Consider the following 15,604-nt stretch of genomic DNA (forward strand, 5'->3'; position numbering starts at 1 on the left):
GCTCGCTGACGCATGACCTGAGGAATCCCTGCGGCACCAGCCACGAGCAGGGGACAACACGAGGGCCATCACACTGTCCCCTGTAGTGCAGAGAACCGCAGGACCTCGCAGACGCTGGTCTTGACCCATGCGCCGCGTGCCCGCTGCTTTCCAGGCGGCTCCGGCGGTGGATACTTCACGAGGTCGGCGTTGAGTCGTTCGGCGATGGTGTCGTAGCCGAGTTCGTCATGGTAGCGCCACATCGCGATCTGCGTGACTGTTTCGCCCCGCACACCGTCCGGTTCCAGACGAGACTTGGTGTGGCCTCTCGCGGCCTTCGTCGGGTTGGGGTGCCGGTAGGTCTTTGCCTTGTACCCGTAGGGCGGTTTGCCGATGTTCCAGCCCTCACGCACGTGGGTGCACAACCCACCCCATGACTGTTCGAGAGTGTTGAGAACTTCGTACTCGGCGACAGACTGGTTGATACGCCGCTGCAACACCCACTGGGCCCGGCTACCCGAGACTCTGATCGGTTCGTTCGCAGCGAACAACGGCACATCCGCACGCTCCAACGCTCGCTCGACTGAGATCCCTTCGAACGTCCGGCGGGCGACACGGGAGATCGACTCGCAGATCACCGCATCGAACCGGCGTCCGGGACGGGCGGCTTCGGCGAGCAGATCGGAGATGCCGCCGTCGCGAGCGATGGGGATGTCGAACCGCTCGTAGTTCTCCCCTTGGCCGCGCTGGTCCAGTTCCATCCGACCGGACTCGACGTCGTAGAAGACCGCCACGATCATCCAGGACTCCGGCAGGGCGGTGCGGCAGGTGCCCACCTGTCGCATCACCGACTGCCGAGGGTCCTGCTGGTCCTCGGTCGAGCATCGCGCAAGTACTGCTACCCGGATTTCACGACGCAGCAACGCGGCCGACATCCCCAACGGCGACACGTCATAGTCGGACAGCCCAGACGGACCCGACTCTGGTGCCGGTGTGCCGGGTGTCCTGCTCCGTCTGAGCGCGGGCGGGGGTGGGTTGGTCGGCGAGTCACGAGGGGAGGTCATCGGCTCCACCATCCTTACTGGAGTCCATGTCGGATTCGACTTGTCGCGCCGCCCAGTCGAGCAAGTCACGAACGACGGCGGCAAGGTCACCACGTAATCGATCGCCTTCGGCTCCGCCAACTCGGTCGACAAGCCCCCAGTAGCGGCGATCGTTTCCGCGTCTGTCGCGTTGATCGTACGACCACTCCGGCCTGCCAGGTCTGATTTTCGGCAGGTTCTCCATGTGGTCGTCAGGTGCTGGGCGCGGCGACGGAACAGGTAAACCTGTTGCGTCGTCGCTGTCCCGGTGCTTGTCCGGGTCATTCGCTGACACGAGGTCGGATCCCATGGTCCCCCCAGGGCATCATTCCAGGGCCGACCAAGACTGTCCTGTGGTCGGCCTGCTGACACTGTCCGAAGGCGTATGCGCCTTCGCCAGCGAGTGTGGGCCGACCGATCACGATCCCCGAGGGGGCTGGATCCCCAGAACGGTTCGCACGCTGGACCATCGACAGTAGCACCGCGTGAGGCACTGTCGCATGTGTACGCACACGATCACCGACCGCATCGGAGAACCGCGTCAGCGGCCGGAGCTTGGGCCGCCCCGGTCGACATCGCGGTGCACATGGGTCTGGACGGAGCGTTGCTGGTAGTCGAAGTCTGCCTGAATTGACTGGTGCACCTGGCGTTGCAGCGCGGTGAGCCGTTGGTGTTCGATCGCCCCGGTTCGCAGCTGGTGTTCCAGGGTGGCCTGGGCTTCAGGCATGACGGCGCGAAGCTGTTGTTCGGCAAGGAGTTCGTCGCGCCGCACGCCGGCGTCTACCGCGGCCGTGTCGCTGCTGGTGATGTGGTCGCGCAGCTGGTTCAGCTCGTCCTGATCGGCCTGATGGGCGCGTTGCCAGTCCTGCCCATAGCTGGCTTCAGCGCGCTCGGCCCGCTCACGGGCCTGTCGCCACGCCGTGGGACCGCCGAGTTGTTGCTGAAGTTCCGCGGCGTGGCGGGCCAGCTCGGCCGCCTCGGCCCGAGCTTGCTCGGCCAGGGCTTTCTCGGCTGCGGCCTCGGCCTGCAACTGCTCCCGCCGGCCCGACTGCCACCAGCGGGTGCGTTCGGCATCGCGTTCCTTGTCGAAGGCTCGTACTGCCGCATCACCAGCGGCGTCCCGGGCGGCGTACCAGCGATGCTCAATCGCTTGGAGCGTGCCCTGGCGTTCAGCGTTGACCCGCAGACGGTGCACCTCGGCCTCCAACTGGGTGATGCCAGGACCGTGGCCAGCAGTTACCGCCGGCTCTCGCTCGGCCAGTTGCTGGCGAGCGTCTTCGGCGGCGGCAAGGTGCTCGGCGTGCCGCCGGTCGGCCCGCCGAATCGCAAGGGACAGTTCGGCATCGGTGAGCCGACTGTGCGACCGGGCTTGCCACTGCGCGGTCAGCCGCAGCCGCTCCTGGTGTTGGTGGGTCTGCTGCTCCCGGTACTGCTGCAGGCTCTGCAGGGCGTTCTGGTGGGATTCCGCGCGCAACACGGCAACCCGCTCCGGGCCAAGTTGCGTGATCAGTTCCTGCCGCTCTGTCTCGGCCGTGCGGGCGGCGTCCAGGTCGCCCGCACGGCGCGCCGCGACCGATCGCGCGACCAGCTCGCGCCACTGATGCCGCTGCTCTTCGGTGACCGTTACAGATGCCAACGCTGGCTGCAGTTCCGGCTCTGGCGGCCGTTGTGGTTGCGGCGTGGCTGGCAGATGACCCACGGGCGCCTGGGTTGGTGCCGGTGGCGCGGCTTGAGCCATCGGATCGGTATCGTCCGCGAGTCCAGCGGGATCAACTGGGGCCTGTCCGAGGTCGACCAGCACCGGGCGATCGTTCGCGGTGCTGGCGGTCGCGGCAGCGCGTTCGGCCAAGGCGGCGATGACCCGATCGGTCAGCTCCTGCTGGTTACGAGGCGACCCATAGAGCAGGTCCTCCCGTTCGCCCTCCAGCTCCGCGCGGGCGCCGAACAGCATGACCTGGCCTTTGTCGCGGGACAGGCTTACGTACAGGCCGGGGTTGTCCAGGCCCGGCGCGTAGACCAGGACGCTGCCGTGATTACGGGTGCCGTCCGGCCGCACCCATTCCCCACCCACGGTGAGTCCTTCGGCCTTGTGCGCGGTCAACGCGTACCCCAACTCCAGCCCGCCGCCAGCGATGTAGCCAGGCGAGAGCACCGCCGTGGACAGTTCCGCACCGGGTTCGGCGGCCGGGTCACGCCACGCCACCTCGACCCCCGTGGCGGTGACGGCGGTGACCACGCCGCGATACCCGTTCAGCACGGCGTCCCCCTCGACGGCCTGCTGGTGGCGGTCGTTGCGCCGGAGCAACACCAAATCACCTACGTGGAATCGGATGTCTCGGCCACCGGGCAGGCGGAACGTGGCACCCGGGCCGAGTTCTCCTTGTGCCAGGCGGACGGCTTGGGTGGCCTCGTTGATCCGGGCCACCTGCTCATTGGTCGCGGCCAGCATGAGCAGTCCGGCGGTGTGGGTGTGCGGGTCCGGGGCACCGGCCCGCAGCCGCAGCCAGGTCGACACCATCGCCGCGACGGCGTCATCGACGGTCTCGCTCGCCACCACCCCACCCAACCGCGCCCATGTATGCAACGCCTCGGCGTGCCGGCCATCCCGAAACGCAGTGAGCGCGGCGCGTTCGTCGGCGTTTCGCTGCCGCCGGTTCTCCGTCAACCGCGGCCCACCCACCAGTGAGTGCAGGTAGCCGAACATCGACCCGACCCCGACCCCACGCAACTGCCGCGGGTCACCGACCTCCACGATCTTCGTACCGGCCTGCGCAGCGGCGGTGTACAGCCGGGCCCGATCCCGATCGCCCGTGAGGTTCGCCTCGTCGAGCACCAACACGTCGACACCGGCCAAACCGTCCCGGTGGTCGATCCGCCACAACCACTGCGCCACCGTCCGCGACGCGATCCCCGACTCCGCGGCCAAGTTCTGCGCAGCCACCGCCGCGGTAGCCGCCCCGGCCACCCGGTAGCCAGCGGCTTCCCACGCGACACGGGCAGCCCGCATCAGCGTGGTCTTCCCGGTTCCGGGCGGTCCCTCGACGGCCTCCACCGCGCGCCCGTTGCTGACCACCCGGTACAGCACCGAACGTTGCTCGCCCGACAAGGGAAAGCCTTGCGCTGCCTCGACAACGGACACGGCCAAGTCCACAGTGGCGGACGGCACCCGCACACGGTCGGGCGCATCGACTGCGGCCGGGTCCGCCGCGGCCGCGGTGGCGGCCAGGATGGTGTGCTCGGCGGCGGTCACGTCCTGGGTGGTGTAGAGCTGACCGCCGGTCATCTGGTGCGCCCCGGCGAGCTGGGTTCGGGCTCCCGGCCCGGCCTCCACGTGCTCGACGCCAGCAGTCGGCAGCGCCACGAACGCGGGGTGCGCCAACGCCATGTCGGCCAACCGCTCCACATCTTCGATCGCCGCACCGTACGGCAGAGCGTCGGCCACGGCGGCGATAGAGTCCAGATGGGAGAAGCGGCGAGCGTGCGCGGTCAACCCATGTTCAGGGTCGGTCAACGTCGCCATGATCTCGTCCAAGCCGATACCGAACCGCGCCTCGATCGTGGCGTTCAACTCAGCCGGCGCCGTCGTGGTGCCGGTGCGGTAGGCGGCCAGCACCTGGTCCATCAGCGCGTCCGGGTCCAGGCCGCCCTGGATGGCGTCGGTGCGCCACAGCCCGCGCAACGTCGCGTCGCTCGCGGCCGTGGTCTCCGACTTCGCCGACCGGGAAGCCCGGGTCAGCAGCCGGGCCTGAGCGGCAGACACGTCCGTGGTGCTGTAGCCCAGCCGCTCCAGCACCGCGGAGACCTGTTGGCCGCGTTTGGAGAAGTACACGATCGCCGCGTCCGGGATCTGCTCGACCTCCCACACTCCGGTCCGGGCCGAGCGAGTGAATGTGATGCCGAACTCGCTGTGCAGGAACGACCGCACCTGCGCCTGAGTCACCCTGTCGATCGCCGGGGCGTGCCGCATCAAATCCCGGCCCCCGGCCGCGACGGTCAGCCAGGTGCCGTCCGCGGCCTTGGCCAGGTTGCCGATGGTGATGTGCACGTGCCAGTGCGGATCCCCCACCTGCGCGTCGCCGACCGGGCGGGCGGCGCGATGGGTCATCACCCACCCCGAGAACCCGGAGGTCTGCTCGCGGCGGGCGGTGTGGCCGTCGCCGTGCTTGCCGCGTCGCACGTAGGAGGTGCGTTCTTCTACCCAGCCGAAGGTGCGCTCGATCGCCTCCGTGTACCCGGCCTCCACCCGATCGATCAACTCGTCCGGCAGGAACGCCAGCAACAGGCTCGCCGACTTCGGCAGCGTGATCCCGATGTCGAACCCCACGATCCCCACCGGCACCCGACGCGGCACCAACTCCACCGTCGGCGAACCAGCCGCGTCCAGCACGGGCGTGCCGTCCTCGCCGAGAACCACCTTGGGCTCGAACAGATTGCTGTAGACCTGGATCAGGTCCACCTCCGGCCACACCCGCTCGGCCTCCACCTCGGCCGCTTCGGCCAGGCCGAGCGCGTGATCCACCCGCAGCAGGGCGGCATCTCCGCGCCGCGCCACCGCCCGCACTGCCGTGTTCCACGCCGAGCGCTGCTTGGGAATTACGAACAGCTCGGCCGGGTCCGCCACGCCGCGCTCGACCGCGACCGCCTGTACAGCGGCCACCAGCGGCCCTAACGACACCTTCGCGTCCGGCGGCACCGCCAGCTTCGGCGTCACCAACTGCTCGCCGGTACCCGGATGCCGACCGGCCATCAACGCGCGGGCCAAGTCATGCTGCTCGGTGGTCAACTCCGCACCGGCCGTCAGCTCAGCCAGATCGAACTCGGCCAAGCCCTCGCCGATCCACCGCAGCGGCCGTTCCCGACCATCCGCGTGATAGTCGAACTGGACATCCGACTCGCACTTGTGCTGAGTCCGACCCAGCCGGTAGTCGATCTGTGCGGCAGATCCCCCATAAATCGGCGTCACATACGCCATGGCGCGTCCCCCGAACGCGCGGAACGCTCCGTTCCCCGTCCCCCGACGAAGATCAACAACGGGTATCCCGCTAGGGATACCTTACCGGTGCGCCTTTGATTGTGGTGAGAATTCTGAGACTTTCTTGCTGTAAACCTGATGGGTTTTCTTTGTCTTAGGTTCGAATCGGGGGATTCGAACCTAGTGTGTTTTATGGAATGCGATGCTGTCTACTGGGCTGGTTCAAGTCGGTCGCGGTGTCGCGCTCACGCCACAAGGCCGGCAACATCGTCTGGACCGGCAACCTCGAACCGTGGCTGGGGGTCGTATGCGTTCCATCCCTGAGAAGACACTGGAGCACTGGACAAGCATCTATCTGTCAAACCGGTTTCCCAACGGCGCGTTGTGGTGGCCCGCATCGGGTGAGGACGTCCTGACTGAACTACCTCGGCTGGCTGCGTCCGGGCCAGGCAAGACGCTCGCGCTGGAGTTGAAGACGACCGAGGCGAACGGCGCCGATCACGTGCTGGACATCGACACGTTTCAACTGGCCCGGTATCTCACCCCACCGGTTGGGCCGCCGTTGCCGGCCTACTATGTGTTCCCGACCCCGCACTGGACCGGGCCGCTGACATCCCGGTCCGGCACAGCCCCGACCGCTCCGACAGGAACGGCGGCAGCACCGCCAGAATGGTGGCGACGGCGCGTGGGGCCGCCATGGTTTGGCGACTGGCTCTACGTGATGTCGGCGCGATCCCTGGCCGCCGCGCTGCCGCCCACCTGGAATATGCCGCACCGAAGAAGGGCGAGGCTGTTCACCCTGAACGGCTCCCACATGGTCGGCAAGGTGCCGGCCTGGGCCAGCCTGTTCGGCCGGACGCTGACCAACCGGCCGATGGCGTGGACTCGATTTTGGAAGGTCGTGACTCGATGCGGACCGGACGACGGTGTCCGGTGGCGCACACTCGCTGGCGAGAACAACCGACCCAACCGGGTTCTGGTGCTCGACAACGACGAGAAGCGCGAGTGGTCGCTCGGCGAGTTGCTCGATCAACCCTGGCGTGAACTCCAACCGGGACGCCCCGGCGACGCGGACACTGTGGTGGACGAGGGTATCGACATCGGCGGCAATGAGCGCCTACTGCTGCACCTCCCCGAATCCGTACTGACCTGAACATGCCGGAACCGCGACGCACTCCACGGCGACCGTCGGTGCCGAGCGATAACGTGCGACGGTGCCCGACTCGACCGTGCCTGGCCCGCAGCGACCAGACCCTGGCACCATTTACCGACGTCGTCGCCGCCACACCGAGCTGCGTCCTCTGGGCGACCATGACCTGCGCGGTCTATGCCCGTTCTGCGGCTCCACCGCGTTTCGGGTACGACCCGCCTTCGACACCTTCCACTGTTTCAGCTGCGGCGAGCCGGCAACGTCCACGCCTTTGTCGTCAAGATCGACAACCGCGAACCGTGACACGGGTCCGCCGCCGTGGCGGCGACACCAAGGTCAGCCGGATCGGGTTCCCACTGGCACACGGTTTCAGCGGGGTATCCGAGCCTGGCGCCGTGGCCGTTCCCAACACCCGCCCCACCTGGTCTGGACGAGATGACATGGTGGGAACATTGGGAGACCTCCGACGACAAGGCCGAGACCGCGCGAAGCTGGGCCACAGTAGGGCCGCCCAAGAACCCCAGGCGCAGGTACAGGCGTCGCTCGTGGTGTGGCACCAACTGCGCGCGATCGGCGACCACCAGGAACCGTTGGCTCGCCGCCGGTACTACCGCAGCGTTCTCACTCAGAGTGACAGTGCCCTGTCGGTGGCCTGCTTCTGAATGGCTCGCCGTCGGCATGGCAAGGCCGATCTGTCCATGACCGGCGCTATCGTTGGGGCATTCAAGTCGAGCGTTACCCTGCGTGACAAAGATGCTACTCGCTGACGCATGAAGGATGGGCACCGAAGTATGGACAGGTCACACGCGCACCTCACCGCGGGTTCGCGGTTGGGTTCGGTTCTCACGGTCCGTGAGGGGGTGGCGTGGTAATGGCTCTGAAGAAGTCGGACCTGTACAGCTCGCTGTGGCGCAGCTGTGACGAGCTGCGCGGCGGCATGGATGCCAGCCAGTACAAGGACTACATCCTGACGCTGCTGTTCGTGAAGTACGTGACAGACAAGGCCAAGTCCGATCGCAACTCCTTGATCGACGTCCCTGCGGGCGGCTCCTTCGATGACGTGACCGCACTCAAGGGTGACAAGGAGATCGGTGACAAGATCAATAAGATCATCGGCAAGCTCGCCGAGGCCAACGGGCTGGAGAAAGTCATCGACCTGGCCGACTTCAACGACGAGGAGAAGCTCGGCAAGGGCAAGGAGATGCAGGACCGGCTCTCCAAGCTGGTGACGATCTTCGCTGACTTGGATTTCCGGGGAAGTCGCGCGGAGGGCGACGACCTACTCGGCGACGCCTACGAGTACCTGATGCGGCACTTCGCCACGGAGTCGGGCAAGTCGAAGGGCCAGTTCTATACCCCGGCCGAGGTCTCGCGTGTACTCGCCAAGGTTGTCGGCATCGGACCGGGTACCCGGCAGGACCACACGGTCTACGACCCCACGTGCGGATCGGGCTCTTTGCTCCTCAAGGTTGCCGACGAGGCACCGCGTGGCATCACCATCTACGGCCAGGAGAAAGACAACGCCACCTGGGCGCTAGCCAGGATGAACATGATCCTCCACGGCAATGAGGACGCGGACATCCGTAAGGGTGACACGATCACGAGCCCGCAGTTGATTACGGGAACGCAGCTGCGGACATTCGACTTCGCTGTAGCTAATCCGCCGTTCTCAATCAAGTCATGGAGCAATGGCTTGGAGAACGAATACGGTCGATTCGAGTTCGGCCGCCCGCCCGAGAAAAACGGCGACTACGCCTTCCTGCTACACATTCTCAAGTCCCTCAAGAGCAACGGCAAGGCCGCCGTCATCCTGCCGCATGGAGTCCTCTTCCGTGGCAACGCCGAGGCGAGCATCCGCAGGGAGTTGCTGCGCCGTGGCTACATCAAAGGCATCATCGGCCTGCCAGCCAACCTCTTCTACGGCACCGGCATCCCGGCGTGTGTCATCATCCTCGACAAGGAGAACGCCCAGGCACGCACCGGTGTCTTCATGATCGACGCCTCCAGGGGCTTCATCAAGGACGGCAACAAGAACCGCCTCCGCAGCCAGGACATCCACAAGATCGTCGACGTCTTCAACAGGCAGATCCAGATCGAGCGCTACTCGCGCATGGTGCCGCTTCACGAGATCGCCGATCCGAAGAACGACTACAGCCTCAACATCCCGCGCTACGTCGATTCCTCCGAGCCGGAGGACATCCAGGACCTTCACGCTCACATGGACGGCGGGATCCCGGACCGGGACCTGGACGCTCTCAGCGGTTACTGGGAGGCGTTCCCGAGCCTTCGTGCCATGCTCTTCAAGCCAAATCGTCCCGGCTACAGTGACCTTACGATCGGCGTGACCGAGGTGCAGCAGACTGTCCTGGATTCCGACGAGTTCCAGAAGTTCGCCACCGACGTACGCGCCCGGGTGGATGACTGGTTCGCCGCGCACCGGCCGATGCTGCAGGCCCTGAACGCGGATACTGCCCCCAAGGATCTGATCACCAGGATCAGCGACGACCTATTGGCCCGGTTCAAGGACACCCCTCTGCTCGACGAGTACGACGTTTACGAACAACTCATGACGTACTGGCACAGCGTCATGCACGATGATGTCTTCCTCACCATGAACGAGGGGTGGCTCGACGCGGCGAAGCCTCGCAAAACCATCGAGGACAAGGAGCGCAAGCTCTCCGAGACGCCGGACCTCATCGTTGGTTCGGGGCGTAGCGCCACCAAGTACAAGATGGACCTCATCCCACCGGCGCTCGTCGTCGCACGCTACTTTGCGGACGAGCAGGCAGAGGTCGACACCCTGAACGCGGCGGCCGAGGACGCCGGTCGTGCCGTCGAGGAATACATTGAGGAGCATGCCGTCGAAGACGGCATGCTCGTAGAGGCTATGGAGGACGGCAAGATCTCTAAGACTCTCGCTTTGACGCGGCTCAAGGTGGCGCGGCACGAAGGAGCTGACCCGGAAGAGATCAGGGCTCTCCAACACCTAATCAAGCTGCACAACGACGAAGCCGTCACCAAGAAGGCCGCCAAGGAGGTCCAGGCCGCACTCGACATGGCGACCCTCCGAAAATACGGCGATCTCAGCCTGCCAGAGATCAAGCAACTTGTACTCGACGACAAGTGGGCAGCCACCATCCGTGACCGCATTACCGGCGAAGTCAACGCTCTCACGCTTACTCTCGTCTCACGGATCCGACAGCTTGGCGAACGCTACGCCGAGACGGTCGAGAGGCTTGATACCGAGCTGGAGAAGCTCAAAACCAAAGTCGCCATGCACCTTGCAGAAATGGGAATCTCGTGAACGGGAGGCTTTCGATTAGCTGGCCTGTCGTGCCGCTCGGTGAGCTGGCGCGCGTCTACTCTGGCGGTACCCCGTCCCGAGGTGTACCCACATACTGGGGCGGCGGTATTCCGTGGGTGACAACTGCTGAGATTGATGCCGGATTCATTGCTTCGGCCCGTGAAACAATCACAGAGGCTGGACTCAAGGCATCTGCCGCAAGGATTGCACCCCCGGGAACGCTTCTCCTAGCGATGTACGGACAGGGAAAGACTCGGGGCAAGGCCGCGCTGCTGCGCATCCCTGCCGCCATGAACCAGGCGTGCGCGGCCATCGAGGTCGGCAGTCGACTTGACGGTCGATATCTTCTGTACTACCTGGCATCGCGGTACGATGAGATCCGTTCGATGAGTAACGCAGGAAGCCAGGAGAACCTGAGCGGGGAGCTCGTTCGACGGATCCCAATCGCGGTCCCTCCTATCTGTGAGCAGCGTGCAATCGCAGCCCTACTAAGCGATGCTGACGATCTGATAGCGCAGCAGGAACGGACAATCACAAAGAAGCAGGCCATCAAGCAGGGGGTGATGCAGCAGCTTCTCGCTGGCAGAGCCAGGCTTCCCGGGTTCACTGAGCCTTGGGTGGAGTCCCGCGTCGGCAACTTCTTGGAATTCAAAAATGGCCTCAACAAGGCGAGCCAGTTCTTCGGATCAGGCACGCCAATCGTGAACTTCATGGACGTGATGAACGGACCATTCATCGCTGCTGCCGATATGGAGGGACGGGTCACTCTTACTCGGGATGAGATTAGACGCTTTTCCGCCAAGCGTGGTGACCTCTTCTTCACGCGCACCTCTGAAACTGTTGACGAAGTTGGGACGGCAGCCGTCCTCATTGAGGATATACCGGATGCAACCTTCAGCGGTTTTATCCTAAGAGGGCGTCCGCACTCTGCCGTTTGCGAATCCCGATTCATTGCCTATCTTTTCCAAATCGACAGTGTCCGCAGTCAGGTCACTTCTGCAGCCTCTTACACGACTCGCGCATTGACTAATGGAAGATCATTGGGTCGTGTTGTCGTGCGACTCCCATCATTGGGCGAACAGTGTGCGATCAGTTCGGTCCTGGAGGACAGCGAAGCTGAGATTTCTGCTCTTAGGGAACGACTCAAGAAGGCCCTGTCGATCAAGCAGGGCATGATGCAGCAGCTTCTGACTGGCCGTATCCGTCTTCCAGTCAAGCAGAGCGCGGCATGAGTAACGTCGGGCAACCCGAGCGCAAGGCTCAAGATCGCGTCGTCGCGCTATTCCAGAACTCGTTAGGTTATGAATATCTCGGTAATTGGGAGTATCGCGAGGGAAACACCAACGTTGAGGTCGAACTGCTCGCGCAGAACCTCCGCGCCCGCGGCTACAGCGACAACCTGGTCAACAAGGCAGTCGACAAGCTGAAGAGCGACGCTTCGCTCGGCGGAGGCCGCGACCTGTACGAGGCGAACCGTGACGTCTATGGCCTGCTGCGCTATGGCGTAAAGGTCAAGCCTGGCGTAGGTGAGCAGACGGAGACAGTATGGCTCATTGACTGGGCACGACCAGAGGCGAATCACTTCGCCCTGGCGGAGGAAGTGACCGTGCTGGGCCAGCACACCAAGCGCCCCGATATCGTCCTGTATGTCAACGGCATTGCCCTCGGGACGATCGAACTCAAGCGCTCGAAGGTCGCTGTATCCGAAGGTATCAGGCAAAGCTACGGGAACCAGCGACCCGAGTTTATCCGGCCGTTCTTTACGACAGTACAGCTGGTGATGGCCGGCAACGACGTGGAAGGGCTGCGCTACAGCGTTATCGACACGCCGGAGAAGTACTGGCTGACGTGGCGTGAGCTGGCCGACATCGCCGACCCGCTTGATCGTTCTTTGACTCAGCTCTGCTCCAAGTGGCGTTTACTCGAACTGATCCACGACTTCATGGTCTTCGACGCAGGACAGAAGAAGACATGCCGGCATAACCAGTACTTCGGTGTCAAGGCGGCGCAAGAGCGGATCGCCAAGCGCGAGGGGGGCATCATCTGGCATACCCAGGGTTCCGGCAAGTCTCTCACCATGGTGTGGCTGGCCAAGTGGATTCGCGAGTCTCAGGTTGGGACAAACCCACGAGTCTTGCTGATCACCGATCGTACCGAGTTGGACGAGCAGATCGAGAAGGTCTTCCGTGGGGTCAACGAGTCGATCTACCGCACCAAGGGCGGTGCCGACCTCCTCACCACGCTGAACGCGAGCGAGGAGTGGTTGATCTGTTCGTTGGTTCACAAGTTCCGCGGCTCGGAGGAGGACGCTGCTCGCGATCAGGCCGAGAGCGAGTTTATTCGTGAGCTGAATGCAACTGTCCCCAAGGACTTTCATGCCAAGGGCAACCTCTTCGTCTTCGTCGACGAAGCCCACCGCACCCAGTCGGGCAAGATGCACGACGCCATGAAGGCGCTCATGCCGGGCGCGATGTTCATCGGCTTCACCGGCACGCCGCTGCTCAAGGCGGACAAAGCAACCACGATCGAGAAGTTCGGCAGCTTCATCCATACCTACAAGTTCGACGAGGGGGTGGCCGATGGTGTCGTACTGGACCTGCGTTACGAGGCACGCAACATCGACCAGGAGCTAACCTCGCCCGAGAAGGTCGACAAGTGGTTCGCGGCCAAGACCAGAGGCATGACGGACCTGTCTCGCGCGGAGCTCAAAAAGCGCTGGGGCACTATGCAGAAGGTCGTCAGCTCGGAGCCGCGCGCTCGGCAGATCGTCGACGACATTCTCCTTGACATGGAGATTAAGCCGCGCCTGTCGGATGGCCGCGGCAATGCGATCCTCGTCAGTTCGAGTATCTACCAGGCGTGCAAGTTCTACGAGCTGTTCACCCAGGCTGGGTTCAAGGGCAAGTGCGCCATCGTGACGTCTTATAGACCGCAGGCGGGCGATATCTCCAAGGAGGACTCCGGCCACGGCGCCACCGAGCGACTGCGTCAGTACGAGATTTACAAGCAGATGCTTGCTGATCACTTCAACGAGCCTGCTGATAAGGCGATGACTAAGGTCGAGCAGTTCGAGAAGGACATTAAGGAACGCTTCGTCAACGATCCAGGCCGGATGCGACTGCTTATCGTCGTCGACAAGCTTCTGACCGGCTTCGACGCCCCGAGCGCGACATACCTCTACATCGACAAGAAGATGCAAGATCACGGCCTGTTTCAAGCCATCTGCCGAGTCAACCGCCTCGACGGCGAGGACAAGGACTACGGCTACATCGTCGACTATCGGGACCTGTTCAACTCTCTTGAGTCCGCTATCACCGACTACACGGGCGGTGCCTTGGAGGGCTACGAGAAGAAGGACATCGAGGGACTGCTGTCCGATCGGATCGAGAAGGCTCGCGAAGATCTTGATGAGGCCCTGGAGAAGATCCGGGCGCTGTGTGAGTCAGTCGAACCGCCGAAGAACACCTTGCAGTATCAGCAGTACTTCTGCGCTCGCGAGCAGGGCAACGCCGAGCAGCTCAAGGCCAACGAGCCCAAGCGGGTCGAACTCTACAAGGCTGTTGCGGCTGTGACGCGCGCCTACAGCAACCTCGCAAACGAAATGAACACCGCTGGCTACAGCGATGCCGAAGCCGCAGCGATCAAAGACGAGATCGCCCACTACGCCAACGTGCGAGACGAGGTCAAGCTTGGCGCTGGCGAGGACGTCGACTTCAAGCAGTATGAGGCTGGCATGCGCCACCTGCTTGACACCTACATCAGCGCCAAGCCATCCGAGGTTGTCTCTGACTTCCAAGATGCCGGACTGATCCAACTGATTGTGGAGATGGGGACTGCCGCGCTTGACAAACTTCCCACAGGTATCAAGAAGGACCCCGAAGCGGTAGCGGAGACGATCACCAACAATATGCGCAAGGTGATCATCGACGAGCGCGCGATGAATCCCAAGTACTACGACAAGATGTCAGAGCTGCTCGACGCCATCCTTGAGGAGCGGCGCCAGGGGGCTCTGGACTACAAGGAGTATCTTGAGAGACTGCTGGAGCACGCGACTAAGCTCGGCAAAGGCGAATCAGATACCGTGTACCCGGAGTGGGCCAACAACGGTGCTCGTCGGGCTCTGATTGACCTCGTCTACCCATCCATCAAGCTTGCGATCGAGATCGATATGACTGTCTTGCACACCAAGCCCGACTCATGGGTGGGCAATCCGATCAAGGAGAAGAAGGTCAAGCGCGCGCTCGCGCGGACGCTACCTGCCGACTTCGACCGTCTCGACGAACTGTTTGAACTGATAAAGGCGCGCCATGAGTACCGCTAGCGCCTGCCTAACTGTTCGTGGCATCGACATCGACGTCATTTACAAGGATATCAAGAACCTCCATATCGGTGTATACCCGCCGCTTGGTCGAGTGCGCGTCGCCGCGCCGCGGCGGCTAGATGATGAACATGTCCGTTTGGCGGTGATCCAACGGCTGTCGTGGATCAAACGGCAGCGCGAGCAACTTCGCAATGCTGAACGCCAATCCGAACGGGAGATGGAGACCGGCGAGTCACACTATGTATGGGGGACCCGGCGCCGCCTGAAAGTGAACCAGCGTCCAGGACGAGCGCACGTAGAGTTGGATGGCGAACGATTGCTGCTCTATGTGCCGTCTGGCACCAGCTGCGAAGACCGCCTCACGATCCTGCAACGGTGGCAGCGCGAGCAACTTCGTCGCCGGATCCCCGCACTCATCGCCGAATGGGAGCCCGTCATCGGGCGCGCTGTGCCCAAATGGACCATCCGGCGGATGAAGACCAAATGGGGCTCATGCAACCGCGAGACAGGGCACATCTGGTTCAATCTGGAACTCACAAAGAAGCATCCCGACTGCCTAGAATACATCGTGGTGCATGAAATGGTGCACCTTCTCGAACGCCATCACGGGGAGCGTTTCATCAGGCTCATGGACAAGTTCCTGCCTGATTGGCGCAGCCGACGCGAACGGCTCAATAACGCGCCTCTAGCTGACGAAGAATGGGCTGTGCACTGAATGCGCACAGTCAGGTGCGAGTGAACGTGCACGTCGGTGGTGACGTCATCCGGTGGTCCCGGCTCCGTGACCGGCGTAACC

Annotated in this window: 6 protein-coding genes and 1 pseudogene; 5 read left to right on the top strand and 2 right to left on the bottom strand. The window is 63.5% G+C overall.

What is annotated here, in order from left to right:
* Positions 1–68: 68 nt before the first annotated feature.
* Both EV192_RS50060 and mobF read right to left on the bottom strand, forming a co-directional pair.
* Positions 69–1,043: a recombinase family protein gene (locus EV192_RS50060; RefSeq protein WP_243727589.1), complete on the bottom strand. Its 975-nt coding sequence runs from the start codon at positions 1,041–1,043 to the stop codon at positions 69–71.
* A 2,581-nt stretch (positions 1,044–3,624) separates the two neighbouring features.
* A pseudogene (gene mobF, locus EV192_RS57615) lies at positions 3,625–6,033 on the bottom strand (MobF family relaxase); the annotation flags it as partial.
* A 307-nt stretch (positions 6,034–6,340) separates the two neighbouring features.
* Here mobF and EV192_RS50070 point away from each other — a divergent pair.
* The 5 genes from EV192_RS50070 to EV192_RS50090 all read left to right on the top strand — a co-directional run bounded on the left by EV192_RS50070 (position 6,341) and on the right by EV192_RS50090 (position 15,523).
* Entirely contained in the window at positions 6,341–7,186 is an 846-nt protein-coding gene (locus tag EV192_RS50070; RefSeq protein ID WP_132125891.1) for a hypothetical protein, read from the top strand.
* Between the two features lie 868 nt (positions 7,187–8,054).
* The gene (locus EV192_RS50075) at positions 8,055–10,487 is read left to right on the top strand and encodes a type I restriction-modification system subunit M (RefSeq protein WP_132125892.1); all 2,433 of its coding nucleotides are present in this window, start codon (positions 8,055–8,057) and stop codon (positions 10,485–10,487) included.
* Positions 10,488–10,516: 29 nt separating this feature from the next.
* On the top strand, positions 10,517–11,719 hold the full coding sequence (locus EV192_RS50080) for a restriction endonuclease subunit S (RefSeq protein ID WP_165961014.1): 1,203 nt from the start codon (positions 10,517–10,519) through the stop codon (positions 11,717–11,719).
* Positions 11,716–14,808, top strand: coding sequence for a type I restriction endonuclease subunit R (locus EV192_RS50085; RefSeq protein WP_132125894.1), 3,093 nt, complete (start codon positions 11,716–11,718; stop codon positions 14,806–14,808). Before EV192_RS50080 ends, EV192_RS50085 begins: the two co-directional genes overlap by 4 nt.
* Positions 14,795–15,523, top strand: a complete 729-nt coding sequence (locus tag EV192_RS50090; protein ID WP_132125895.1) for a M48 family metallopeptidase — start codon at positions 14,795–14,797, stop codon at positions 15,521–15,523. Before EV192_RS50085 ends, EV192_RS50090 begins: the two co-directional genes overlap by 14 nt.
* Positions 15,524–15,604: the final 81 nt, after the last annotated feature.

It is taken from the genome of Actinocrispum wychmicini, assembly GCF_004345645.1.
Taxonomy (GTDB): Bacteria; Actinomycetota; Actinomycetes; order Mycobacteriales; family Pseudonocardiaceae; genus Kibdelosporangium; species Kibdelosporangium wychmicini.

Excerpts from the sequence above, each read along its gene's own strand:
- EV192_RS50060 (WP_243727589.1), bottom strand. The coding sequence starts at position 1,043 with ATGACCTCCCCTCGTGACTCGCCGACCAACCCACCCCCGCCCGCGCTC.
- EV192_RS50070 (WP_132125891.1), top strand. The coding sequence starts at position 6,341 with ATGCGTTCCATCCCTGAGAAGACACTGGAGCACTGGACAAGCATCTAT.
- EV192_RS50075 (WP_132125892.1), top strand. The coding sequence starts at position 8,055 with ATGGCTCTGAAGAAGTCGGACCTGTACAGCTCGCTGTGGCGCAGCTGT.
- EV192_RS50085 (WP_132125894.1), top strand. The coding sequence starts at position 11,716 with ATGAGTAACGTCGGGCAACCCGAGCGCAAGGCTCAAGATCGCGTCGTC.
- EV192_RS50090 (WP_132125895.1), top strand. The coding sequence starts at position 14,795 with ATGAGTACCGCTAGCGCCTGCCTAACTGTTCGTGGCATCGACATCGAC.